The sequence below is a fragment of the Paenibacillus sp. MDV22-iso6 genome (genome assembly GCF_058408365.1).
On the sequence record NZ_JBZVDZ010000001.1, the window covers coordinates 685,447 to 711,702 of the forward strand.

The window sequence follows — 26,256 nt, forward strand, 5'->3', positions numbered from 1 at the left end:
GCAGCGCCTTGGTCAACAAGGCGAGCGAAGCCTTTCCCTTTTGAATCAGGATGTACCGTTTTCGTTGAAAAAATGAATTGAAGGAGATGAAATAAATGACGACATTTAGACCACCATCCGTACCTTTGGTCACGGTAGACCCTTATTTCAGCGTATGGTCTGCTGCTGACCATCTCTATGATGATCACACTAGGCACTGGACGAATAAAACTCAAGGTATGGTTGGCATGATTGTCATTGACGGCAAAATCAGAAGGTTTATGGGGAAAGTAGGCGTTCACGAAAATTCAACCATTGAGGAGCCTGATGTGCTCAATCAGACGAATCTAACCGTTGAGCCTGTAACTACCCGTTACACCTTTGAAGGAGAAGGCATCGAACTTGAGGTTCATTTTACCACACCGCTATTGCTCGATGATCTTGAACTGTTATCCAGACCAGTGACGTATGTTACGTTCCATGTTCGAGCGATAGATGGTCAAGGCCATCAAGTGAAAATCTATTTTGATGTGACAGGTGAATGGTGTGTACATACTCCTGATCAGCAAGTCACCTGGGAGTCTCATATAATTAATGAACAGTTACACGCCATGTCTATAGGAACGGTGGAACAACCTATATTAAAACGTGCCGGAGATGATACGAGAATAGACTGGGGTTATATGTATCTGGTGGTTCAGCGATCTCATCAATCTCAAGCGGTCATCCATGCGGTATCCAAGCGTGAGGAGTATGCCCGGTCAGGTCTTTTTAAGACAGGAGATGATTCTATCCAGCCAAAATCCATATCTGGCGATATGGCTATTATGGCAACTGAACTGGATTTGGGTCTTATCCATGAAGAGTCGGCATCCCGCTACCTGATGCTCGCCTATGATGATATTCATGCAATTGAATATTTTCACCAACCACTGAATGCGTATTGGAAGAAAGATGGTGTGACATTTGAGGAAATGCTGGTAAAAGCAGCGGATCAATATGAAGAGGTAGTACAACGATGCGACCGCTTTAATCGGGAACTCTTAACGGAGAGTCAGGCTACAGGTGGGAACCAATATAGAGACATTCTGGCATTGACCTATCGGCAAGCGATTGCTGCACATAAATTGGTTGCTGATGAAGCAGGAGAAGTATTATTTTTCTCCAAAGAGAATTTTAGTAACGGCTGTATCGCGACGGTGGATGTGAGCTACCCCTCGATTCCGTTGTTTCTGAGGTATAACACCGAATTGGTCAAAGGTATGATGCGTCCAATCTATAAGTATGCCGAAAGCACGGATTGGACGTTTGATTTTGCTCCACATGACGTGGGGACTTACCCCCAAGCTAACGGCCAGGTTTACGGAGAGAACAAACTCGAATACCAGATGCCCATCGAGGAATGTGGCAATATGCTCCTGATGACAGCAACGGTATGCAAATATGAGAAGCATGCGGAATTTGCCCGTGAGCACTGGGGACTTCTAACAACTTGGGCTTCATATTTGTTGCAACATGGTCTGGACCCTGACAATCAACTGTGCACGGACGACTTCGCCGGACATCTAGCGCACAATGCGAACTTATCGATTAAAGCGATATTAGGCATTGCCGCCTATGCGTATATGTGTGATGAACTTGGTTTGCCGGATGGTGCCGTTTATCGTGAAGCGGCTGAAAAAATGGCAGAGGAGTGGTCATCCATTGCGACAGCAGGTGATCACTACAAGCTGACTTTTGACAGCTCGGATGAGTCATGGAGCATGAAATACAATCTGGTGTGGGATCGTTTGTTGGACTTCAACCTTTTCTCAAAAGAAGTGGCTGCTAAAGAGTTGGCTTATTATCAGCTAAAACAGAATCGATATGGCATACCGCTGGATAGCCGTGAGACATACACCAAGTCTGATTGGCTCGTATGGTGTGCCTCCATGAGCGAATCGCAGCCTCAGTTCGAACAGATGATTTCTCCTCTGTGGGACTTTATGAATGAAACATCGAGCCGTGTACCTGTAACAGACTGGTATGACACCATCACCGGAAAGCAGTTGAATTTTCAAAATCGGTCGGTTGTCGGTGGATTTTTCATTCCTTTGCTGAGAAAGACATCTGTATCAAAATCATGATGAGATCAGGTGATGAATTGGAGTTGAAAATCACGGATATTCATAAATTACAACAGCAGTTCAAAAATCCTGAGGCGACGTATCGTCCACAGCCCTTTTGGTTTTTGAACCACAGTTTTAGCAAGCCTGAGTTAGAAAACCAAATTCAATCCATGGTTGAAGCCGGTGTTGGCGGTGTTGTATTGCATGCACGTCACGGGATGCAGGCCTCGTACCTGTCAGAAGAGTTCATGGATACGCTGGATTTCTGCACAAAAGAGTGCCAGAAGCGTGATATGGTGGTCTGGCTGTATGATGAGGACAATTGGCCGAGCGGAACACTGGGAGGTAAACTGACTAGGCAGTATCCCGAATATCGTATGAGATACTTGAGGGTTGAGGAACGAAGATATTTACACGATGCACAGCAGGAAATGTTATCTCTCGATTTTGCCACCTACGCTAACAATGAACTCATCGCAATTCTCGCTTATCGTGCCATCCAGCAAGAAGGGGAATGGCTGATCTATGATCAACCTGAGGATATTACAGAGTTATGCGGACAGGAATGGAAGCCTGATAACGACGAGGATTATATTATACTTGCCTGCTGGTCCTGTGAAATTGCTGAAGGGATCACGTTTGCAAAAGGGTATTATCTGGACACGTTGAACCCGGAAGCCGTGCAGGCTTTCATTCAGTCGGCATATGAGCCGTTTCAGCAATTTCAGCCTCATTTCGGAGTGACCATTCAAGGTGTATTCACGGATGAACCTGGGCTCATGATCCACGACGGTTTTTTTGGAGTCGAAGCCATCCGAACGTCGGTTCAGGATGTGAATGCAACTCTGCCCGGAATCGTATTCGCTTGGACACATGGGATGGTGGAGCGGTATGAGCAGGAGAACGGATATGATCTGATTCCAAGATTAGGCGCGTTGTTATATGGTATGGCCGATGGCAGCAGGTCTGCGAGGCAGGACTATTATGATACGATTACCCGTTGGTATGTGGAAGGTTATCATGAAGCTATTCGTTCGTGGTGTGAATCACACAGCTTGCTGTACATCGGCCATACGCTGGAAGAACCCGTCTGGGGGCAGGCTCGGTCGCAGGGTAATCAAACCCGTGTATTGCAGCAGTTCCATTATGCAGGTGTGGACTACCTGACACATGGAATCGGTACAAAGGAGAATCCACATCGTATCGTATCCGTAAAGACGGCCGGGTCTGTCGCACAGTTGGATGGAAAAAAAAGAGTTATTTGTGAGTCATTTGGTGCAAGCGGTCATGCCTATGCCATGCGACAAAGGCGGCTTGATGCAAATTTTATGGCATTTTTGGGTGTTAATTTGTTTATCCCGCATGCATTTTACTATTCGTTTGCAGGGTATCGGAAAACAGACTTTCCACCTACGGAATTCAAGCATGCACCGCATTGGCCACATTATCGGGCTTTTGCCGATTATCTTGGTCGGTTGAGTGTACTTGGTTCTTTCACGAAGCGTACACCTGAAGTACTTCTGTTGTCACCTATCCACACGGTATATGAGCATATGTTCTTATCCGGTGAATCGAACCAGCATCCAGCTGCGGATCAACTGTTTTCGTTATTGTCAGACCGCATGCTGCGCAGCTCTATTGATTACGATTATGTGGATGAGTATCAGCTCAGAGAGGCAAAGATTACTCATTCTGGGGGATATCAGTTTAACGGAGAACGAAACGAATATTCGATTTTGATTTTGCCGGAAATTACGGTCATGTCTGTAGATATCGCAAAACAGCTTGTTACCTTTGTAAACTGTGGTGGAAGGCTTATTGCGGTTGGGGCAATTCCTTGTGACAGTGAGCGACAGCGCCAAGATCCGGAATTACGGAAGTATATGAACGAACTATATGGTTCCAATCCTCAAGACGGGAAATTACAAGCGGTTGGCAAAGGGTACAGCTTATTCTATTCCATGAAAAACACAGCTCATAACGACACACTTATGAACTTGTGTGTTCAGTTAAGAGAGTTAACGACATCATCACCAGCGATTGCCTGGAAACAGATCGAGGGGCAAGCTGAGGATCTCATTAGCGTTGAACGCAAAATTGAAGATCATGTGCACACATGGCTGATGAACTGGTCGGAGCAGCCCGTGACCATTCAACTCCATCAGAACCCTGTGAAAGAACACATAGAAGAACAGATGGAAGAATGGAACTTGGAAAACGGGAGTATAAACCCGTTGAGTCATGATGCTGTTCTAACATTTGTACCGGGAGAGCTTCGTCTTCTATCCGTTAGACTTGATCATTTACCTGATCCGCTTCACACTGAAGATTCGACACATCCCAAACCGCAAGAGCCTATAAATCATAAAGTGCAAGATACCTCCGATGTGTTGGTACTAGGTGATCATTGGCAGTTTCAGACCGTCGAACCCAATGTGCTTGTGTTGGATCAGTGGCAGGTCACATTGAATGACCGTCAGTCCAGAATGAATGCAACGATGCCAGGCCAAGTCAACACGTACCGGACGACGTTTGTCGTAACTGAAGAATGGATCGAGTTTACGAAATTACAGCAAGATGCAGTCCATTTAAACGAAGCTGGAAATGAGCGGATCTTCACGATTGAGCTAATCCTTGACGATATCGAGCAAAAAATTCCATCCCATATTGGTTTCCTCCAACGCAGACGTAATGTTGAAATCTTTGTTAATGGAGTACGGATGGAAGCACTCCAGCCTTCACTGTGGCAAGATATTCATTACGCTGGTGTGGACATTACCAAACAGCTTGTTAAAGGCGAGAATGAGCTTGAAGTTCTCACGGTTTCACTGCTGGAACCGATGCCAGCCATTTCCTTTCCTGCTTATCTGATTGGTTCATTTGCTGTAGAAAATCAGACTACATTAACCGTTGAACCTGAACAAATGACTGGGGTTTGGAATGTTGAAGGTTATCCTTTCTATTCGGGAGCAGGAGTGTACTCGCAGCAACTGGATTTGTCTGATTTCAGCTTGAATTCGGCAAATGAAATTTGGCTGGAAGCGGAAGATATTAGAGAGACGGCTTGCCTGTATGTGAATGGGGAGCAGGTTGGCGTCCGGTTATGGCCACCCTATCATTGGAACGTCACGTCTTACATGCTTCGAGGTAATAATTTAATCGACATTCATGTGGCTAATACACTGGAGAATCTATATGGAAAGTCTTCACTACCTTCGGGCATGTATGGGCAGGTAAAACTTGTAACTAAAATATAAAATAATGCATGATTCAGGTTTAGGTTTTGGATTCGCGGGGGAAGAATATGAACACGATAAAGTCGCCAAACTGGCGGCTTTTTTTGCATTGGAACAAAAAGACTGAGCTTTACTTCGCTGGAAATAATTATATTTGAACCGGGTTATTCATCAAATGATTAGACCTCATACGTAATGAAAGCGATTTAAAATTGTGTTGACGAAAACCATTTTCATAATTATTATGTAAATGAAAATAGTTTTAGAGAGGTGGATATCACTGTGAAGCAATATTTTGAGAAGGCTCAGAAGTTTGGTAAATCGTTTATGCTTCCTATTGCTGTTTTACCAGCGGCGGGTCTATTACTGGGGATCGGAGGGGCCTTGTCCAACGCCAATACGATTAACTCGTATCCATTTTTGCAGATCACATGGTTGCAGCAAGTGTTTACGGTGATGAGCAGTGCAGGAAGTATTGTGTTTGATAATCTGGCATTGATCTTTGCTATTGGTGTGGCTGTTGGACTCGCCAGAGCGGACAAAGGTACAGCAGGATTGGCAGCAGGACTGGCTTATCTGGTCATGAATGCATCGATCAATGCGATGCTGGTCAATTCGGGGAAACTTGCCGCGGATCATTTGGCTAGTGCCGGTCAAGGTATGGTACTTGGAATCCAAACCCTGCAAACCGGTGTACTCGGAGGGATCGTCGTCGGATTGGTTACCGCATGGCTTCATAATCGGTACAACAAAATAGAACTTCCTCAATTCTTAGGATTCTTTGGAGGTTCACGTTTCATTCCTATCGTTTCATCTTTTGCGGCCATCTTTATTGGTATTGCTTTGTTCTTGATCTGGCCAACCATCCAGCTCGGCATAACGCAGCTTGGAGGTTTGGTCGATAGAACTGGGTATATCGGAACACTGTTATATGGATTTATTTTACGGATGCTGGGTCCACTTGGGTTGCACCACATCTTTTATCTGCCTTTCTGGCAGACGGGAGTCGGAGGAACAATGGACGTTGCGGGAAAAGTTTACGAAGGAACACAGAATATTTTCTTTGCTCAACTGGGAGACCCTGCAACCGAGAAGTTCTTCTCGGGTACATCCCGATTTATGTCAGGACGTTTTATCACGATGATGTTTGGTTTGCTCGGTGCGGCACTCGCTATTTATCATACGGCCAAGCCTGAACGTAAAAAAGTAGTTGGCGGATTGATGTTGTCTGCGGCACTCACTTCGTTCTTGACAGGAATTACGGAGCCTCTGGAATTCTCATTCCTGTTTGTTGCTCCAATCCTGTATGTCATTCACGCCGTATTTGATGGATTGGCATTTATGCTTTCACATATTTTTGAGATTACAATCGGTCAGACTTTTTCAGGTGGATTAATCGACTTTATCTTATTCGGGGTACTTCAGGGTAATGCCAAAACGAACTGGATTATCGTTCCCATCATCGGAGTGGTCTGGTTCTTCCTTTATTACTTCACCTTCAGAATCTTGATTGTGAAGCTCAATTTAAAAACTTCTGGACGTGAGGAAGAAGTAACATCAGAGGCAGACGCCAAAACGCAAAGTCAGCCCTCCAATACACCCGCATCAACGAAAGGTGAAGAACGCTCCATCGCTATCCTGAATGGACTTGGCGGTGCAGACAATATTAACGAATTGGATTGCTGTGCAACACGGCTTCGCGTATCTGTGAAGGATATCGAGAAGGTTCAAAAGGATGCGCTTACAGCTACTGGAGCCAAAGGGGTAGTACTTGTCGGTAACGGAGTGCAGGTTATTTATGGCCCTCAGGTTACCGTGATCAAAAATGAAATCGAAGAAATTATGGAAACGGAGTAATTGCAATGAATTTAGATAAATTAGATAAATTAGGTTTACAAGGTGGTCTCGTTGTATCATGTCAGGCTTTGGAGCACGAGCCACTTCATAGTTCGCTGATTATGGGACGCATGGCAGTCGCAGCAAAAGAGGGAGGAGCGATCGGTATTCGTGCGAATACTGCTGTAGATGTGAAAGAGATCAAAGAACAGGTTGATCTGCCCGTCATAGGTATAGTGAAAAGAAACTACGGAACCAATCCCGTATTTATTACACCAACGATCTTGGAAGTAGATGAACTTGCCGAGGTCCAAGCAGAGATTGTTGCGGTTGATGCCACTTTACGTGCACGGCCGGACGGTAAATCACTGGATGAATTCGTACATGAAATTCGCACCAAACATCCTCAACTTCTATTAATGGGGGATATTTCAACCAAAGAGGAAGCCATCAATGCAGAACGACTTGGTTTTGACCTGATCTCCTCTACATTGGTCGGATATACAGAGGAGACAGCAGGGATTAAACTGTATGATAATCAATTTGCAGCCTTGAAAGAAATTCTAACTAGCGTACAAACGCCTGTTGTTGCGGAAGGGAATATCATGACCCCGGAGATGGCAGCAACGTGTCTCGAAGCTGGAGTCTATTGTGTTGTTGTTGGTGGAGCCATTACGCGTCCTCAACAAATTACGGAACGTTTTGTCTCAGAAATTGCTAAATTGAAAAAGCCTTCTCCTTCTGTCCAATAAAAAAAGAAGAAATCAACAAAACAGCCAACGAAATAGGTTGGCTGTTTATTTATTCAGCAGAATAAAGAGCTTTTAACGTTTGCTGCCGCGCATGGAGTAAATGTTCATCCTCAAGTAATAGAAGAGAAATCACATCCAGGATGTAAATAATGGCTAATTGGCTGTTGATGAAGCTCACATCTCCGGTTCGCCCGATATCAGGTGTGAAAATGCACAAATCCGAGACTTCAGACAGGGGTGTGTGATCAAAATTAGTAATTCCAACAACTTTGCTTCCTCTTTTTTTGGCTGCGTTTAATGCGTCACTGACTTCTAAGGTTCGTCCTGAATTGGATAAACCTACGACCAGATCATCTTCGCCCAAAAGAGAAGCACTCATGATCATCATGTGTGAATCCGTCACCGCATCAATGACGATATCCATCCGCATTAGTCTGTATTTGAACTCCAGAGCAGATAAACCTGAACTTCCCAAACCATAAACATAGATTCTGCGAGCTTTTTTTATGTACTGGACCACTTGTTTGATTCTGTCGGTATCCAGCATTTCTGCGGTAGCGTTGATGATATCATTGTGGATCTGCTGTGTTCTGATAAAGAAATCCGTTTGATTGCGGGGTTGATCCACTTCACGGTTAAGTCGAATTTTAAAATCTACAAAGGTAGAACAACCTACTTTTTTACAAAATCGAGTAATGGTTGACATGGAAGCATTGGTGTAAGCAGCCAAATCCCTAATATTAATATTATTAATGGATGATTTATTACGCATCACATAATCAGCTATTTCCTTTTCTTTCGCTGAAAAACGTTGATATTCAAGCTGCAGCATGTCGATGACACTAGATGACATTATGATTCCCCTTTCCCAGAACATGTTAACTTTTGTATAGTCTATCCTCATTAGTCTACTTCCTAAAAGCCAATTCATCAAACCTTTAAAAATAGTCTGTATATTTTGATCCAAATAGGAGGAAAACCATATTAATTATTATGTTAACTAAAAACATTGTCCATATTATAAGTCAAATAAATGTAAGAGTTTACATAAGTTTTACTTCCCGCTAACTGAATGCTGATCTTCTCTTGTTATGCTAGGCCTGTTTGGATTTACATAAGCCAACCAATCATACATACAAAGGAGAGAATTATGATCAGTCACCTCTACAAAAAAGTGTTATCCATCCTGTTATCGATTGCTTTGGTATTCGGATGGCTTGCGGGATTTGGGGGAGTTAATTCAGCCCAAGCCGCATCATTGTCTGAGCCTGAGATGCTGTTAGAGCGTAATGCCAATTGGCATTATTTCGATCAGGGTCAGGATCTACAAGCGGAATGGCGCGCTTCATACGATGATTCGTCCTGGAATTCGGGACAGGCTCCATTTGGTTACAAAGACAACGGTAATGGCGTAAGCACTTCCTATTTTGGATCACTCAAAACGGAAGTCAGCTACGGTCTGGACAAAAAAAATAAACCCCGCACAACCTATTTCCGGACAAACATTAACGTTAACAAGGATCAAATTGACGGTTACGGGCAAATTCTCGGCACATTCGGTATTGATGACGGTGCAGTGATCTATGTGAATGGTGTGGAAGTCATTCGTTTTGGCATGCCGGATGGAGAAATTGTGTACTCCACCCAAGCAACCTCAAATAAGGACTTGCCGGTAATGTATGAGAATATCGACCTGACTGAGCCAATGAAAGCCAATTTGCATGAAGGCTCAAACGAAATTGCGGTCGAAGTGCATCAACAGAGCGACAGCAGCTCGGACCTGTATTTTGACATGGAGCTTAAAGCCTTGGCTAATGCGCCATCGCTGGATATCAGCAAAATAACGGTTACCTTCTATGGAGATGCAACAAGTAGCAAAGGCTTCACTTGGTATACGCCTCTTGCATCTGCACAGAGCACTGTTCAAGTGGTGCCGAAACAAGGAGGAGGCGTTGCCGACTTCAGTCAGGCCCAAATTTTCAATGGGCGTGCAACCGTCGCTTCCAACTCCCCGGGAGAAATGGTGCATAAGGCGGAAGCGACAGGCCTTTCCCCTGACACTTCTTATTCTTTCCGTGTTGGTGATCAGGATCTGGGTATATGGAGTGAGGTTGGAACGTTTAAAACGGCTCCGGTTGACGGAGCATTTACCTTTATTGACCTGACGGATACACAAGCGAAGGAAGAGGATGAGGCGATCCTGTCCGGATCTACTCTGTCCAAAGCACTCGCGACTGTTCCGAATGCTGAATTTGTCGTCCATAACGGAGACGTTGTGGAGAATGGCACTTCAGAGCAAGAATGGAATTGGTTGCTTGGTCATTCGCAAGCCAGTCTTATGAACACGACCATTGCACCGTCTGCTGGCAATCATGAGAATAAAAATTATGCGTTCTACGAGCATTTTAATGTGAAGCAGCCAGACGGTGCTACAACGGTAACAGGCGCATATTATTCGTATAATTATAGCAAAGCTCATTTTATCGTATTGAACTCCAACGAGGATTCATCGGATTACGCCAACTTCTCGAATGAGCAAGTCGCATGGATGAAGCAGGATGTAGCGGAAGCAAAAGCCGCAGGAGCCAAGTGGATTATCGTGAACATCCATAAAGGTCCGTACACGACATCCAATCACGCCACGGATAACGACATTATTGGTGCGAACGGTGAACGAAAAAAAATCGCTCCACTCATGAACGAACTGGGGATTGATCTAGTCCTTCAGGGACATGACCATATCTATGCACGGACGAAACCAATCAAGAGCGATGGTACTGCTGAAGATGTGTCCAAAATAACGGAGACCTTCAATGGACAGAGTGTCGAATACGCGGTCAAACCGGATGGAACCATTTATATGATTCCTGCTACCGCCGGGGCTAAAGTATATTTCAAAAACCAGAAAACTGAATTAGGAGATGCATATTTTAATTTGTTCGAGCGTGCGGAGGAAAACCACGCTCGGCAATATGGCGACACCACGAGCGCAGCCAGAGGGAAGGTTCAGAACTTCGTTTCATTGACTATTGACGGAGACAAGCTGTCCGCCATAACGTATGAGATTGACCAAAATAAGAATGCAGAACCATTTGTCGTGGATACTTTCGGGATTATCAAGGAATCGGATACAGTTTCTGTTCCAGAACAGGTAAACAAGGTAACGGTAACGTTCCATGGAGATCCTACCAAGAGCAAGGGGTTCACATGGTACACTTCCGATCAAGTAACGAATAGCGACCTTCAGGTTGTGGAGAAAACAGCTGCAACACCTGATTTCACGCAAGCCAAATCGGTTCAAGGGCGCTTTGCACAACCTGCGAATGCTCCTACAGAACTGATGCACAAAGCAGAAGTGACAGATCTGAAAGCTAATACAACCTATTATTTCCGTGTAGGGGATGCTTCCCAGCAAGTATGGAGCGAGATAGGTACCTTCAGTACAGCACCGGAGAAAGGTAAATTCACTTTCATTGATCTGGCGGATACACAAGCGAAGGAAGAGGATGAGGCAATTCTGTCCTCTGAGACATTGGCCAAAGCATTAGCTACAGTACCGGATGCACAATTTGTCGTTCATAACGGGGATATCGTGGATAATGGTGTGAAAGAGGAGCAGTGGAACTGGCTGCTTGGGCATTCGCAGGAAAGCCTCTTAAATATAACCATCGTTCCATCCGCAGGGAACCACGAGGACGAAAATTATGCGTTTATCGATCATTTCAACATCCAGTCACCGGTAAATTCTGCTACGGAGACGGGAGCTTACTATTCTTATGATTACAGCAATGCGCATTTTGTTGTGTTGAACTCCAATGAGGATTCGGATGAGTATGACAACTTCTCATTAGAGCAAGTCGAGTGGCTGAAGAAAGATGTTCAGGCTGCCAAGAAGAATGGATCCCAGTGGATAATCGTCAATATTCACAAGGGACCGTACACGACGTCAAATCACGCAACGGATTCCGACATCATGGGAGCAAACGGTGTGCGTACCAAGATTGCACCGATCATGGCGGAGCTTGGCATTGATTTTGTACTCCAGGGACATGATCACATCTATGCGCGCACAAAACCGATTGATCAGAAGGGGAAAGCGCGTCAGCCAGAAATGATCACGGAGATGCAAAACGGACAGAAAATCGAGTACTCTGTGAATCCGGATGGCACGATCTATCTGATTCCGGCAACAGCTGGTCCAAAAGTGTATTACAAAAATCCGAGCACAAGTCTCGGTGATGCTTATTACAATCTTTTTGAACTGGCAGAGGAGAATCATGCAGCCAAATATGGCCCTGATCCGAATGACAACCGTCGTCCAATGCGCAGTCAGGTACAAAATTTTGTGGGCATTACGATTGACGGCAGCAAATTGACAGCTATAACGTATGAAATTGACCAAAATCAAAACGGAGCAGCCCCGTTCATTGTTGATCGGTTCGGTATCGTGAAGAAGACAGAACCATCGAATCCAGGACCAGGAACTTCCAATCCGGGAACATCGAATCCCGGCTCGGGTTCAGGTTCAGGTAATGGATCTGGCAGCGGTAATGGCTCCTCAGGAAGCGGTGGCGATACAACTACCGGTAACGGTTCGAACAGCGGTAGTGGTAGCGGAACTGATTCCGGCAACAAACCGGATACTGGATCAGGCAATAACGGAAACGGAGGGACTGCGCCAGCGTTGAAAGATACAGCCGGACACTGGGCAAAATCTGCAATTGATAAAGCCCTGGCGGCTGGATTCGTCAATGGCTATGGCGATCAGACCTTCCGTCCAAATCAGAAAGTCACACGTGCCGAGTTCATTACGATGCTGGGCCGTGCCTTGAATCTGAATACCGTAAGCGAGAGTATTCACTATACGGATGATAACAAGATTCCTTCATGGGCGAAGCCTTATATTACAGCAGCTGCATCCGCTGGCATTGTCAATGGTTACGAGAATGGCTCGTTCGGCCCTAGCAAGACGCTGAGCCGGGCGGAGATGGTAACTATGATTGCACGCGCTGGCGGAATCCAAACGGATTCCAATGCGAAACTGGATTTCAAAGATGCAAAAGATGTCCCAGCATGGGCAGTATCCTATGTAGCTTCTGCTGTGGAAGCAGGTCTGGTGGGCGGTGTAGGTGGCAATCGATTTGCTCCGATGCAGACAGCTACCCGTGCTGAAGCAGTTACACTTATTGTTGGGCTTCTTGAACAATCGAAATAACGCTAAACCTAATTTCCAAGAAACCAATGCGGGACGTTCCCGCATTGGTTTCTTGTTTTATTCTAGAGACCGGGAAATATTAGAGACATTGCAAAAGAATCAGAGTCCCTGTACAGTGGATGAATCATTAAGCAACAATGACTCCAAGAAGGAGGGTATTTATGAAGTCCCACACCTCTGAGCGTATTAAATTCCCGGCAGGGTTTTGGACAAGCTTGCATCAATTAGGGATTGCGGCCCACGATGTAGCTCGCAAAGCACAACTGCCGCTCACGATTATGACTGAACCAGCCGTCACGACTGCTCAATATTTCGCGATCTGGCAGGCATATTCTGATCTCGTCGGTGACACTGCCGAAGGAATCATCAAGCTTGCGACCGTCTTTGAAACGGGGAAATACCCGCCGAGTGTCTTAGCAACCTACCATGCGCGTGACTACCGTGATGCATTACACCGAATGGCTCGCTACAAAAAACTTTGTCCCCCTGAAAGCTTGCGTATTACTGAGGAGGGCGATGATTGTTCAATTGAACTGAAATGGTCTAACGAACAACCAGGTCCGTCATTGCTGGTTGGAGTCACACTGGCATTTCTCCTCGAACTCGGGCGCCGGGGAACAGGTCAACCTTTGACTGCGCGGCTTGTCGAATTTTCGCGCACCATGGGCGATGTTCGAACCCTTGAGACTTATTTTGGCTGCCCAATTCGGATGGGTGCAACTTGTAACCGGCTTACCTTACATCGTAAAGATTTGGACCGTCCGTTTCTTTCATACAACGAAGAGTTACTGGAGATCCTTACTCCCGCCCTGGACCGATCGCTGGATGAACAGCAGGGCAGTCGTTCTATTACAGACATGGTCAAATGGATTATGAAACGCAGTCTCACAGGAGGTCGCCCCGACATTCAAGTCGTTGCCAAGGAATTGGGTATGAGCGATCGGACCTTGCAGCGCCGGCTTACAGAAGAGAATACAAGTTTCAAGCATCTATTGACGCAAGCCAGACATGAGCAGGCACGAGCCTACTTGGCAGACCCTACACTGGATATTAAAGAAGTAGCTTTCTTAATTGGATATGAAGACCAGAACTCGTTCTACCGTGCCTTCCGCTCATGGGAAGGGGATACGCCAACGAATTGGCGTACGGAATATTTAGGAACGAATTCGCTATCCGAAGGACCGCCAGAATCATCAAGGCTTCATTAACTGAATGCTTTATACCATTTGGCGTGTTATGCAAGAACTTTGGCGCAACACGCTAGTTACTGGACAATGTAGACAAGGTAATATAAATCCTATCCGGAGCACAAGACTGTTTTTAACATGATAACAATTCAGCTTGCCGCTACAAGAAAATAAAAGGAGTAGTGTGATATGGATATGGGTTTATACGGTAAAACATCTTTGGTTACAGGATCGACGAAGGGGATAGGGAAAGCCATTGCCATTGAACTTGCCAAAGAAGGGGTTAATGTGCTCATCAATGGACGAAATGATGCAGAGGTTGAGCGCGCGGTTCATGAAATAAAGTCCGAGTTTCCCGCTACCTCACCTCAAAAAGCTACAGCTGATCTGGTGGACATTGGTCAAAGAGAAGCCTTATTTGAAAAATACCCCCAAATTGATATCCTAGTGAACAATATGGGGATTTATGAAATGATGCAATATGAAGATATCAGCGATGAGGTTTGGGAGAAATACTTCCGTACGAATGTGCTCACTGCAAATGCATTGTCCAAGTTTTACATGCCTAAAATGTTGCAAAATGATTATGGCCGCATGATCTTTATTGCGAGTGAAGAAGCCATCATGCCTTCAGGACAAATGCCTCAGTATTGTATGACCAAATCCATGTTATTATCGTTGTCCAAAAGTTTATCGAAATTAACGGTAGGAACAGAAGTTACCGTCAATACAATCATGCCAGGACCAACCCTCTCTGAAAATGTGCAAGAAATCATTGAGAGCATCTACCCTGATGAATCGATGACTTTTTTAGAAAAAGAGAAGGATTTTATGCGCAAAAACCTGCCTCAATCCGAAATCCAACGATTTATCAAGCCTGTTGAAATTGGCAGATTGGCCACATTTGTATGCAGTCCGTATGCATCGGCATTCAAAGGTTCTCCAATCCGTATGGATGGGGGAATGGTGCCAACCATCTTCTAAACTTTGTTTTTCACTATACAACTGAACGTAAAGAACCTTGAGGGAAGCCCAAGGTTCTTTTTTTGTTTCTATATATCTATAAGCTTAATGGATCAAATCCGATTCGTTTTCTGATACACTGATTGATTTTATAACAAGCTCACTGAAAGCTTTAATGGCTGGAGATAGCCATTTTTTCTTTTTAATCAGCATATGGGAGTAAATGAGGTCAAACTGTTCGGAATGACTCACAATCTTAAGTTTTCCTCGTTCCACGTCTTCTTTAACTGTCATGTAAGGTAAAAAAGAAAAGCCGAGTCCACTCATAACGGTTTGTTTGATGGCCTCAATACTCCATAACTCCATCGTTTGAAACGGAGGAATATCATGTTTTACAAGATATTTTTCAAACATGGTTCGATAACTGCATCCTTCTTCGTTGGTGATAAAAAAGGTGGGGTTGTTCTCCAGTTTATACGCATCAAAATGTTCCGGGCCGTCATTGCTGGAAACCAGTACTATTTTTTCCTCGATTAGCTGGTAATGAATGCATTTTTCCGGATGCAGCTCGGGGTACACCATCAAAGCTACATCTACACGCCCACTTATCAAATCAACCTGGTTTTGCTCACATGTACCGTTGGTAAGGATGAATTGAACTTGAGGATATTTCTATGAATACTCCTTGATGATCGGACTTAATCTGGAAATTGTTAAAGACTCTGGTGCAGCTACCCTTAATATACCTTTAACTTCCTGTTCGCTTCTTATGCTTTTAATCTGATCATGAGTTGCCAGCAAATCTTCTGCCAGTGGTATTAATTCCCTCCCAAGATGCGTAAGCTTCAATTGTCTTTTTTCGTATGTGAAAAGCTCCCCGCCAATCTCTTCTTCGAGGGACTGTATATGAGCCGTGATCGTGGATTGTGTGTAGCCCAATTGGGATGCGGCCCCGGTATAGCTTCCAACCTCGACAATCGTCTGAAATGTGACAAGATGTCTAATTTCCATCCAAGTTCTCCTTAGCTTGAGACATGTATCGATAAAAATGATAATGCTTTTAATAATTTCGATTTTATTAAGGGTTTAATTCATCATACAATAAAGTCCTTCAGATCGTAAATGATTTCATTGGGGGGTACAGCTTGAATATTGTAGCATTTCTAACGTATGTGATCGTGACCTCCATAACACCTGGACCAAGCAACATCTTGATGATGAATGAGGCACGGAAATTTGGCTTTATTGGATCATGGAGATTTAATGGTGGTATTTTAGCGGGGTTTGGCTTATTGGGGATCATAAGCGGCGTATTTACAACAAGCCTATATCACTGGTTGCCAGTTTTAGGGCCGTATTTTAAATGGGCTGGTGCAGCATATATGCTTTATCTGGTGTGGCTTATGATTGGGAATAAAAGCTCGGAAAAGGATTCGAGGGATGTGCAATCGTCATTTTTATCCGGTGTTATGCTCCAACTTATCAATGTCAAAAGTATATTGTTTTTTCTAACGGTGATGAGTGCTTTCATTTTGCCTTCTTCACCTTCTGGCGGGAGTCTTGTTATTTATTTGAGTTTATCGATCCTTCTGGGATGGTTGTCGTTACTTGTATGGTCGGGGTTTGGCTCCATGTTCAAAACCTTTCTAACTGTCCATGACAGGTCATTTCGATTGCTGATGTGTCTGTTGTTGACATACTCAGCGATACGTATTTTTATTTAACTCAAAACGTAGGAGGATAATTGAAATGAAACCGTTCAAGATCGCTATTCCAGAGCAACAATTACATGATTTATCTAACAGATTGAAACAGGTTCCATGGCCCTCTCGATTCTCTGAAGAACCATGGGCTTTGGGGACAGATCATTCCTTTTTGAAGCGATTAGTGGATTACTGGAGTTCGGAGTATAACTGGCGCGAGCAAGAAGCAAGACTGAATCGTTTCCCGCAATATATTGAGAACGTGGATGGTTTCGATATACATTTTGTTCATGTTCGAGGTGAAGGAGTTTCATCACGGCCGCTGCTACTGACTCATGGTTGGCCAGGATCATTCGTAGAAATGTTAGAACTGATTCCTTATCTAACAACCCCATCATTATATGGTGGACAGGCTGAAGACGCATTTGATGTGATTATTCCTTCTTTGCCGGGATTCGCATTTTCGAGTAAACCCACTCAGCCTGGGGTAGGTTCCAAATATGTAGCTACACTTTGGGCGAAACTGATGGATCGTCTGGGTTATGAAAGGTATTTTGTACAGGGAGGGGATATTGGAGCAGGAGTCTCAACGTGGTTAGCCTTCATCTACCCTGAGCGGGTGAGAGGACTTCATCTTAATTATATTCCTGGAAGCTACAGGCCACCACTTACTCAGAATACACCTTCGATGAGCAAAGAAGAGCGCACATACCTTGACTCCGTAGCGGAATGGTCGGAACGAGAAGGCGCTTATAGCGCCCTTCATAGAACCAAGCCGGAAACTTTGGCTTTTGCACTGAGTGATTCCCCGGCAGGTCTTGCCAGCTGGATGGTAGAAAAATTTCGGGGGTGGAGTGACTGTAAAGGAGATATTGAGAGTTCCTGTTCACTTGATCATATCCTCACGAATATCTCGATATACTGGTTTACCAATACAATTGCATCTTCCATGCGAATCTATACTGAAGGTGGCAAAATGCCACTGCATTTCACGGAAGGCCAGCGCATTACTGTTCCAACAGGGGTTTCCGTATTTCCCAAGGAGTTGCCGATGCCTCCACAAAGCTGGGTAGAGCGTGTGTATCATGTTACGTACTGGGAGGAAGCGGATAAAGGGGGGTATTTCGCTGCGATGGAACAGCCAAAGTTATTAGCTGAACATCTTCATCGTTTTATTCATTCCATTAATTAATTTCTCATACAATCCTTTTCTGGATTTAACGGGAACAAAACGTAACCATTCAGAAAGTCGCCTGTTGGCGGCTTTTTATATAGTTATGCAAGTTTGTTTGGTTACGAATGATATTCTCTAACCGTATATATGCAGTTTCTTCCTCCAGCCAAAATATACTCTCCACGTTCAATATGAACTTGATCCCCCAGAACCGTTTTGAATAAATGCAATTCATTCTTACATAAGCCGGTACATACTGCTGCAGCTTCACAGATGGGACAATGCTTCTCTATAAATAAGAGGCTACCATCGCCTTGATCCTTAACCTCGGCCATATAGCCTTCATTTGTTCGAATTTCAGCCAGTTTCTCCAGCCTTTCCTTCACGCCGGATGTATCGCCAATGTACTGTAGATATTGCTCTTGCATGTTCTTATTCCGAACATTGAGGAGCTTGTCCAGCCCTTCATTTCCGAAAGCTTCTTTCATGGAATTGATCAGACTGACGGATAACTCCGAATATCCACTAGGGAAAAAACGATCAGCAGCGGGGGTTAATCTCCATAGCTTGGTTGGTCGACCCATGGGACGAGCTTCTTCTTCGAAAGTAACCAATCCTTCTTCTTTCAGTGCATTTAAATGCTGCCTGATAGCCATTCCAGATAACGCAAATTGGGAGGAGAGTGCCACAACATCCATTCCACCTTGCTGTTTAAGCAGGTTAATGATTGCTTTTCGGGTACTGGTTGAGGCATCCTTTTTCGTTTGATCCCGGCTCATGGTGAACCTCCTTTTTAAGCAACTGAATCTTCATTATTTCATACATTTTAAACAAATACATTGACAAAGTCAAAGGCGAACTGTAGTTTAAACTTTGTAAAGTAAAATGTTTACTAAGTATCCGGATACGATGTATACATAAAATTCTCTTGGAGGTCACATACCATGTCGTCCCATTCACAAAGTATTTTCAGTCCGCGTTATTTTGCATTATCCATAGGAATTATATTGTCAGTAATGGCTGTTGGATTTGAAGGTTTGTCGGTAACGACAATTGCTCCTTCCATTGCTGGAGACCTGAACGGTCTTAACCTGTTTGGCTGGATATTCAGTACATATCTGCTTGCACAGATTATAGGCACCTTGGTTGTTGGTCGGATTATTGATAGAAGGGGACCCGCAGTACCATTTACGCTCGCACTTCTATTGTTTATTGTCGGGCTGGTCGCAGCCGCAACTGCAGGAGATATGTATACCATGATCGCGTCACGGGCCATGCAGGGTTTGGGTGCTGGAGCTATGATGACTTGCGTGTACACGGCCATTTCCTTAAGTTATCCGGACGAATTACGTGCCAAAATACTGGGAGCATTCGGTACAGCCTACGTTCTTCCGTCCATGCTTGGTCCATACATTGCAGGCCTTATTGCAGATCAGTGGTCATGGCGCTTTGTGTTCTGGGGGATTCTACCGATCTTGTTGATTTCAGCACTCCTTAGCCTACCTGCATTTACGAAATTAAAATCAGAGCCTGCACAAGGGGAGAATGGAGCTGCCGCTACTTGGATGGCACTGCTATTAACGATAGGTACGGGGACTTTATTAGTGGGACTTGGAAAGCTTCCGTCAATTATTGGATTTGTTATCGTCTTTATTGGGGGAGTACTGATGGTATACCCACTGCGCAAACTGCTGCCGGAGGGAACCCTTGCTTTGCGAAGAGGTATGCCCGCTATACTCGCTACGCGTGGACTGTTCTTCGCTGCTTATACCAGTACACAAAATTTCTTGGTATTGGCTTTAATTGAGGTGAAAGGCATTACACCTTCTCAGGCTGGTTTAATTGTAGCAAGCGCTGCACTGAGCTGGTGTGTCATTGCTTATTTGCAAGGGCGTTGGGACTCGGCAGATCAGGGTCGAGGACGTCATACACGAATTATTATTGGTGTACTCCTGCTTGTCATCGGAATTACCATCGTATTTTGGGTTCCTGTTGTGACCGTTACCGTAGCGGTTATAGGCCAAATCATAGCTGGAATAGGAATTGGATTGGCACATCCGATTAGTGGTGTTGTTGCGTTTTCCCAAACAGGAGAGGAAGGCGTTGGCAAAACCTCGGCAAATCTGCAATTTGCAGATTCATTTACACCGGGCGTAGTCATCGGGATCGGTGGTTCTATCCTGGTGGTGTGTCAAGCTGGCGGGATGTCATTGCAATCAGGATTAATCGTAACGATGGGCTTTCATCTGGTGTTAATCGTCTTGAGCTTGATTGCCAGTACTCGAATTGCACCAATAACAGACCAAATAAGAACGGGACTGCAATCGTTAGGCTTGAAAAACAAATAAACGGGGGTAAGCCAAGGAAGGTGTGTTCATGCGATGTTGACTTCGGATACCGAGAAACTTTTCACAGCCTATCGTATTATCGGAACGAAATGGACGATCCATATCCTATGTACTCTTTCGCAAGGTCCTAAGAAATTCAGCGAAATTTACGAAAATGTGCCTTCCATCTCAGAAGCGATCCTCTCCAAACGATTAAAAGATCTTCAGAATGATCAGTTGGTGAAGAGAAAAGCCCTAACACATCCCATACAGATCATGTATGAACTTACACCCAAAGGGGCCGCTCTAGCTGCTTTCATACCTTGCTTGATGGAATGGTTTACTACAAACATGAATTAACGCAAAGGAATATCCTGCGATTGCCATCATTTTATCCGGAGGTTTTCTGAATGAACCATGTGTTAATCCTATCCGATACGCATCACATTGTTAAAAGTTTAAGTTTGTTGATTCAAACCGAGCCGTCGTTACATGTACTGGAGGCTCCTCGTGATGTGATCGGCAACATGGATCAACTTCCGGATAATTCTGTGATCATCGTAGATATGAATGTGGACAATATTGAGCTGCTTATAGAACAATTTCCCGAGAAATATCGAGTGATATTGTATAGCGGGTCGCTGGAACTTATGGATATTCCTATCCATCTGCAATCAACAGGTTGTCGTTATTTTAATGCATATACGAGTCCTGAAGAAATCATTAAGATTTTAATGGGCTGCGTTTGAAAAACAACCGGCTAGCCAAAAAATACGCTCCAAGGAGGTATAACAATGATTCAGGTCAGTGAAGCAGCAGCAGAAAAAATCGTTGAAATCCTGGCAAGTACGGATACCCAGAATTCTTTCCTTCGGGTCAGGGTCGATGAGGGGGGATGCAGTGGTTTATCCTATAGCCTTATCGTAGATGAACAGCAAGCAGAAGGGGATATCTTATTAGATAAAGGTGTATTTCGTATATTGGTTCACACCAATACGGTTCCATATATTGAAGGACTTGAGATTGATTACGAAGAAAGTGGAATGTTAGGGGGATTCACCATGAATAACCCTAATGCAAAAGTTTCATGTGGATGCGGGGCCAGTTTCCGAATGGCGAATTACCGTGGTGAGGTCAAAAAATGTGATTAATTGTCAGGATGACGGAATATTTTCAACCAATATCTCATATTAAACATACAATGAAGGAGCTTTCTATTTGCCGATCGTGCAATCATGTCTTTTCAACTCAGGGAGAGAATGTCATGAATATTTTTGAGAATCACATACCTTTGGAAAAATTGAAATGGAATGAGCCATTAAAAGACCACACGTATATAAAGCTGGGTGGTAAAGCAGACATACTTATCCATCCCACAACGAAAGAAGAAATTATTAACGTGGTTAACATTGCAAAAACACATCAAATACCTCTAACGATTATTGGAAAAGGATCAAATGTCATTATCAAAGATCAGGGCGTGCGTGGAATAACGCTCTCTCTGAGCGAATTTGATCAGATTAAAGTCTATGGTGACAAGATTGTCGCGCAGAGCGGTTCCAACATTATTGATGTGTCACGTACTGCTTTGCATAACAGCTTAACAGGTCTGGAGTTTGCATGTGGAATACCCGGAAGTACAGGTGGCGCCTTATATATGAATGCGGGAGCTTACGGTGGTCAGATGGATGAGGTCGTTGAGCGAGCGCTAGTGGTTACTAAAAACGGAGAGCTGATAAACATGGTCCGAGATGACATGCAGCTTGGTTATCGAAACAGTATCTTTCGAACGGATCAATACATCATACTTGAAGTGGAATTTAAGCTTAAACCAGGGAATAAGGATGTCATTTCGAGTATCATGCAGGATTTAACGTTTAAACGGGAATCCAAACAACCGCTTGAATTTCCCTCTTGCGGAAGTGTATTCAAACGTCCAGAGGGACATTATGTCGGAAAACTCATTCAAGAGTGTAATTTACAAGGCACTCGCATTGGGGGAGCGGAAATTTCCAAGAAGCATGCTGGTTTTATCATTAATGCAGATGACGCCACTGCTGAGGATTATTTAGAATTAATCAAATTAATTAAAAAAACAGTACGTAATCAATTTAATATTGAATTGGAGACGGAAGTCATTATCTTGGGAGAGTAGGCAGCTATGAACAGTGAGCTAAGTGTTGTCATCTATATTCTGGTTCTCCTTAGTTCACATGAAAATGAGAAACTAACCAGTACTCAGATCTCTGAAAGGATTCGGGTGAACCCGGCGAGGATACGCCGAGTCCTTAGCTCGATCAAAAAAGTGGGATACGTTAAGTCAAAAGAAGGTATTGACGGTGGTTATGTTTTGTCTAAAGACCCGTATGAGATAACCTTGAAAGATGTGTACACCCTGGTGTCTTCCAAACCGCTTCAGATTCCCAAACCATCCATTATGAAAAAAGGGAGTTTAACTGCAGAGGTAGATATTCAGCTCGCAAACATTTTCATAGAAAGTGAACAACAGTTAATGCAGCAGTTAGAAAAAATCACCCTAGGCAGCATGCTTCATGTGATGAAGGAATGTGCGTTGGAAACCATGGAATAGTTTGATGATGAAGAAGAAATCATAGGAGGTTAATGTTGTGAAATTAATCGGATTATCCGGGTCACTGATTGGATCAAAGACACCAGTGGGTGTGGATGCTGTACTCCAATTCGTAAAAAATAATCATCCAGAAATTGAAGTGGAACTCATAGATTTAAGAGATTATAAAGGGATCGAATTTTGCGATGGTCGCAAGTTGGAGGAATACAATGAAGACACCCAGTTGGTGGTCCAAAAATTGATTGATGCTGACTTTTACGTTATCGGCACACCAATATATCAATCCTCTCTGACAGGCGTACTGAAGAATGTATTCGACCTTCTGCCCGTGCAGAGCATTTACAATAAAGTGATGGGTTTTATAGCAACCGGGGGCACCTATCAGCATTATTTGGTAGTGGAAAATCAATTAAAACCGATTGCCGGCTTTTTCCGCTCTTATGTCGCCCCAAGCTATGTATATCTGAATAGTGATCATTTTGATGCTGAGAATAACATTAAAGATACTGAAGCACTAAGTCGGCTGGAAAAGTTGGCTGAGGAACTGGTCTTCATGCAGACTCAACTAAAAGCTTCATCGAGCTGAAATAAGCAAGGATTAAATTTATGTTTCATTAAAGAACAAAGGTAGCCGATCAGTACGATCGGCTGCCTTTGTTTATTTTCAACTTCAAAAGTTAGCAGAATTCATATCAAAGAGGTGGGTAGTCAAAAGTTATTTTTCTCATGCGTGGCTTTTTTGCTTCCTCCGGTGTCTAATTATATGTAAATCAAGAGGAGGTTCCCCACCATGTCAGGAGCTCATGACACAAAACCTGTTTATCCGGATGAACAGGAAAGCATCACCATCTTTGAGAACACGTATGAGCAATATCGTCAACGAATCAGCAAATACTTCTCACTGAAATTGAACCCGTTGGTTGCAGATGATTTGACCCAACAGGTATTTTTGAAAGCAGTCGAAAATATTCACAGCTTTAAAGGAGGCTCTAATTTATTCACCTGGATCTTTAAGATTGCTCAGAACACGGTGAAGAACGAATATCGCAGGTTATCGCGACAAAAAGAATCTCCTTATGATTTTACAGATTATGAATCGCAATCGATCTCTCTTGAATTTACGAAACATGTTGATATTCGAATTGATATTGGCTCTGCATTAGTAAAGCTGGATGAGATTGATCAGGAAATTATTGCATTACGCTTTTTCGTTGACTGCACCTTGCCCGAAATATCCAAGATAGTTGGACGACGGGAAAGTGCAGTAAAGAACAGACTATACAGGGCTTTGGAGAAATTAAGAAAAGAACTAAAAGAGTGGGGGGATATTGCCATCATGTCTATTCATGAACTGATTTCCATTGTAAATAAAGGTGAAAACCATGATACGAATGATCGTACGAAGAAAGTGCATCAAGATTTGTTCGATGAACTCAATAATAGTGTTGAACGAGTGTCGACCAAATATAAACATCATCCATCACAAAAGGTAGTTATTGAAATTTATCCTGATCTACCAACATTCCATCAAGCCGTCGGCGAAACAGATGCCCCCAATTGGTTTATGGGCACATATGAAGGGCGTACTCTGAAGATTGTTTCTCCATTGAACCCGGGACCGGAGCATACGTATCAATCCATTCTGAAAGGCACAGTCCACTTGTTCGCCATGTGGCTAATCAGCGACATTAATCCTGCAGCTCCCAAATGGATAAGACAGGGCATTGGTGGATATGAAGCTAAACAGATGTCCCAAGATTTCATTAAAGGATCAACGGAAGATAGCATACGCAATCAGTCGATTCCATCTTTTGATGAATTAAATAACGATACGTGGGATTTTGAAACGATGAAAGGTTTTCAGTTCTCTTACATGATGGTGGAATTTGTGGTTGAGCGATACGGAGTAGATGCATTGAACAAACTAATCCGCAGTCCTCAAGATTTCGAAGGGATCTTTCAATGCAGTGAGACTGAACTGCATGAGCAATGGGTGAAGTATATAAAAATATAATTGAAATACAACCTTATACTTTTGATTGTAAGCCCCGGTGATGAACCGGGCTTTTTTTGTATGAGTAAAGGTTTGGGGCATTGAAGTAGATTCGTTAATATTTGACTTAGAGTACAGTCTAAGCTGTAAACTTGAAGAAGACCCCTCTGGAAGGAGATTATTTTGATGAACCAGAATAATAATTCAAAAACCTTACAACATAAAATCGGTTCCGGATTCAACCATCGCACGACAGCTGAGGAAGTATTGAATAACACGGATTTATCAGGAAAACTTGCTATCGTCACGGGTGGATATTCCGGATTGGGACTGGAAACTACACGTGCACTCGTTCGTGCTGGAGCCAAGGTTGTTGTGACCGCACGTCGGCCAGCCATCGCCAAAGAGGCTCTTGAAGGGCTAGCTGGTGTAGAGATCGATGAACTGGATCTCGCAGATCTCGCTAGTGTCCGTGTTTTTGCCGATCGTTTTCTGGCAAGCAACCGCAGTATCGACATGTTGATCCTGAATGCGGGAATTATGGCTTGTCCAGAGACTCGCGTAGGCCCGGGTTGGGAAGCTCAATTTGCTACGAACCATCTTGGACACTTCACCTTGACGAACTTATTATGGCCGGCACTCGTCAGCCATGGAGGAGCACGGGTTGTTTCCGTTGCATCAACAGGGCATCATTTCTCAGCAATTCGCTGGGACGATATGCAATTTGAGAACGGCTATGAAAAGTTCCCTGCATATGGACAGTCCAAAACAGCAACCATTCTGTTTAGCGTCGAACTGGATAGACGTGGTGCAGATCAGGGCGTGCGTGCATTCTCTGTACATCCCGGTGGCATTCTGACGCCGCTGCAACGACATATGCCGAAAGAGGAAATGATCGCATTGGGCTGGATTGATGAGTCTGGTCAAGTCGCTAATCCAAACTTTAAAACACCTGAGCAAGGGGCAGCAACGCAAGTATGGGCAGCGACATCTCCACAACTTGATGGAAAAGGTGGAGTGTATTGCGAGGATTGTGACATCAGTGAGCCAGCTCCTGCGGACGGAGCTTTCTTTGGAGTCAAGGACTATGCTATCGACCCTGAGCAAGCCCGTCGTCTATGGGAAGTTTCAGCCCAGTTGACTCAAACGGATCTACCAACCTCTTAAGATCTTTTTTTCTGTTCATGAGGAAA

Annotated in this window: 20 protein-coding genes and 1 pseudogene; 18 read left to right on the forward strand and 3 right to left on the reverse strand. The window is 44.0% G+C overall.

Features of this window, described 5'->3' with window-relative positions:
- Positions 1 to 95: 95 nt before the first annotated feature.
- The 4 genes from AC4PM4_RS02930 to AC4PM4_RS02945 all read left to right on the forward strand — a co-directional run bounded on the left by AC4PM4_RS02930 (position 96) and on the right by AC4PM4_RS02945 (position 7,911).
- Positions 96 to 2,105, forward strand: a complete 2,010-nt coding sequence (locus AC4PM4_RS02930; RefSeq protein WP_491612711.1) for a glutaminase family protein — start codon at positions 96 to 98, stop codon at positions 2,103 to 2,105.
- On the forward strand, positions 2,102 to 5,344 hold the full coding sequence (locus AC4PM4_RS02935; RefSeq protein WP_491612712.1) for a glycosyl hydrolase: 3,243 nt from the start codon (positions 2,102 to 2,104) through the stop codon (positions 5,342 to 5,344). The genes AC4PM4_RS02930 and AC4PM4_RS02935 overlap by 4 nt, the downstream gene beginning before the upstream one ends.
- 261 nt (positions 5,345 to 5,605) lie before the next feature.
- Complete coding sequence (ptsG, locus tag AC4PM4_RS02940) at positions 5,606 to 7,180, forward strand: glucose-specific PTS transporter subunit IIBC (protein ID WP_491612713.1); 1,575 nt, start codon at positions 5,606 to 5,608, stop codon at positions 7,178 to 7,180.
- A 5-nt stretch (positions 7,181 to 7,185) separates the two neighbouring features.
- Complete coding sequence (locus AC4PM4_RS02945; protein WP_491612714.1) at positions 7,186 to 7,911, forward strand: N-acetylmannosamine-6-phosphate 2-epimerase; 726 nt, start codon at positions 7,186 to 7,188, stop codon at positions 7,909 to 7,911.
- Positions 7,912 to 7,960: 49 nt separating this feature from the next.
- Here the strand turns inward: AC4PM4_RS02945 and AC4PM4_RS02950 are convergent, their stop codons facing one another.
- Positions 7,961 to 8,743 carry a MurR/RpiR family transcriptional regulator gene (locus AC4PM4_RS02950; RefSeq protein WP_176854346.1) on the reverse strand — a complete coding sequence of 261 codons (783 nt, stop codon included), beginning with the start codon at positions 8,741 to 8,743 and terminating at the stop codon, positions 7,961 to 7,963.
- Positions 8,744 to 9,061: 318 nt separating this feature from the next.
- Here AC4PM4_RS02950 and AC4PM4_RS02955 point away from each other — a divergent pair, with 318 nt between their 5' ends.
- The 3 genes from AC4PM4_RS02955 (at position 9,062) to AC4PM4_RS02965 (ending at position 15,297) form a co-directional block, all read left to right on the forward strand.
- Positions 9,062 to 13,126 carry an S-layer homology domain-containing protein gene (locus tag AC4PM4_RS02955; protein WP_491612715.1) on the forward strand — a complete coding sequence of 1,355 codons (4,065 nt, stop codon included), beginning with the start codon at positions 9,062 to 9,064 and terminating at the stop codon, positions 13,124 to 13,126.
- A 161-nt stretch (positions 13,127 to 13,287) separates the two neighbouring features.
- Positions 13,288 to 14,334 carry a helix-turn-helix domain-containing protein gene (locus AC4PM4_RS02960; RefSeq protein WP_491612716.1) on the forward strand — a complete coding sequence of 349 codons (1,047 nt, stop codon included), beginning with the start codon at positions 13,288 to 13,290 and terminating at the stop codon, positions 14,332 to 14,334.
- 168 nt (positions 14,335 to 14,502) lie between these two features.
- Entirely contained in the window at positions 14,503 to 15,297 is a 795-nt protein-coding gene (locus tag AC4PM4_RS02965; protein WP_491612717.1) for an SDR family NAD(P)-dependent oxidoreductase, read from the forward strand.
- Positions 15,298 to 15,381: 84 nt separating this feature from the next.
- Here AC4PM4_RS02965 and AC4PM4_RS02970 read toward each other — a convergent pair.
- Positions 15,382 to 16,287, reverse strand: a pseudogene (locus AC4PM4_RS02970) (LysR family transcriptional regulator).
- A gap of 134 nt (positions 16,288 to 16,421) precedes the next feature.
- Here AC4PM4_RS02970 and AC4PM4_RS02975 point away from each other — a divergent pair.
- On the forward strand, positions 16,422 to 17,000 hold the full coding sequence (locus AC4PM4_RS02975; RefSeq protein ID WP_090806263.1) for a LysE family translocator: 579 nt from the start codon (positions 16,422 to 16,424) through the stop codon (positions 16,998 to 17,000).
- A 25-nt stretch (positions 17,001 to 17,025) separates the two neighbouring features.
- Complete coding sequence (locus AC4PM4_RS02980) at positions 17,026 to 18,171, forward strand: epoxide hydrolase family protein (protein WP_491612718.1); 1,146 nt, start codon at positions 17,026 to 17,028, stop codon at positions 18,169 to 18,171.
- 101 nt (positions 18,172 to 18,272) lie between these two features.
- On the opposite strand, the gene AC4PM4_RS02985 is transcribed toward AC4PM4_RS02980, so the two are convergent.
- On the reverse strand, positions 18,273 to 18,932 hold the full coding sequence (locus tag AC4PM4_RS02985) for a helix-turn-helix transcriptional regulator (protein ID WP_063565058.1): 660 nt from the start codon (positions 18,930 to 18,932) through the stop codon (positions 18,273 to 18,275).
- 165 nt (positions 18,933 to 19,097) lie between these two features.
- On the opposite strand from AC4PM4_RS02985, the gene AC4PM4_RS02990 reads away from it, so the two are divergent.
- The 9 genes from AC4PM4_RS02990 to AC4PM4_RS03030 all read left to right on the forward strand — a co-directional run bounded on the left by AC4PM4_RS02990 (position 19,098) and on the right by AC4PM4_RS03030 (position 26,230).
- Entirely contained in the window at positions 19,098 to 20,501 is a 1,404-nt protein-coding gene (locus AC4PM4_RS02990) for an MFS transporter (protein ID WP_488730709.1), read from the forward strand.
- 33 nt (positions 20,502 to 20,534) lie between these two features.
- The gene (locus tag AC4PM4_RS02995) at positions 20,535 to 20,840 is read left to right on the forward strand and encodes a winged helix-turn-helix transcriptional regulator (RefSeq protein WP_072732816.1); all 306 of its coding nucleotides are present in this window, start codon (positions 20,535 to 20,537) and stop codon (positions 20,838 to 20,840) included.
- Positions 20,841 to 20,890: 50 nt separating this feature from the next.
- Positions 20,891 to 21,229, forward strand: a complete 339-nt coding sequence (locus AC4PM4_RS03000; RefSeq protein ID WP_274566921.1) for a hypothetical protein — start codon at positions 20,891 to 20,893, stop codon at positions 21,227 to 21,229.
- A 45-nt stretch (positions 21,230 to 21,274) separates the two neighbouring features.
- A complete protein-coding gene (locus AC4PM4_RS03005) occupies positions 21,275 to 21,631 on the forward strand; it encodes a HesB/IscA family protein (RefSeq protein WP_488730708.1) in 357 nt (118 codons plus the stop codon).
- A 113-nt stretch (positions 21,632 to 21,744) separates the two neighbouring features.
- Complete coding sequence (gene murB, locus AC4PM4_RS03010) at positions 21,745 to 22,635, forward strand: UDP-N-acetylmuramate dehydrogenase (RefSeq protein ID WP_072732818.1); 891 nt, start codon at positions 21,745 to 21,747, stop codon at positions 22,633 to 22,635.
- A gap of 6 nt (positions 22,636 to 22,641) precedes the next feature.
- Positions 22,642 to 23,070, forward strand: a complete 429-nt coding sequence (locus AC4PM4_RS03015) for an Rrf2 family transcriptional regulator (protein WP_491612719.1) — start codon at positions 22,642 to 22,644, stop codon at positions 23,068 to 23,070.
- A gap of 37 nt (positions 23,071 to 23,107) precedes the next feature.
- The gene (locus tag AC4PM4_RS03020; RefSeq protein WP_063565051.1) at positions 23,108 to 23,656 is read left to right on the forward strand and encodes an NADPH-dependent FMN reductase; all 549 of its coding nucleotides are present in this window, start codon (positions 23,108 to 23,110) and stop codon (positions 23,654 to 23,656) included.
- 204 nt (positions 23,657 to 23,860) lie between these two features.
- Positions 23,861 to 25,084, forward strand: coding sequence for an RNA polymerase sigma factor (locus AC4PM4_RS03025; protein ID WP_491612720.1), 1,224 nt, complete (start codon positions 23,861 to 23,863; stop codon positions 25,082 to 25,084).
- Positions 25,085 to 25,249: 165 nt separating this feature from the next.
- A complete protein-coding gene (locus tag AC4PM4_RS03030) occupies positions 25,250 to 26,230 on the forward strand; it encodes an SDR family NAD(P)-dependent oxidoreductase (RefSeq protein ID WP_491612721.1) in 981 nt (326 codons plus the stop codon).
- Positions 26,231 to 26,256 lie beyond the last annotated feature (26 nt).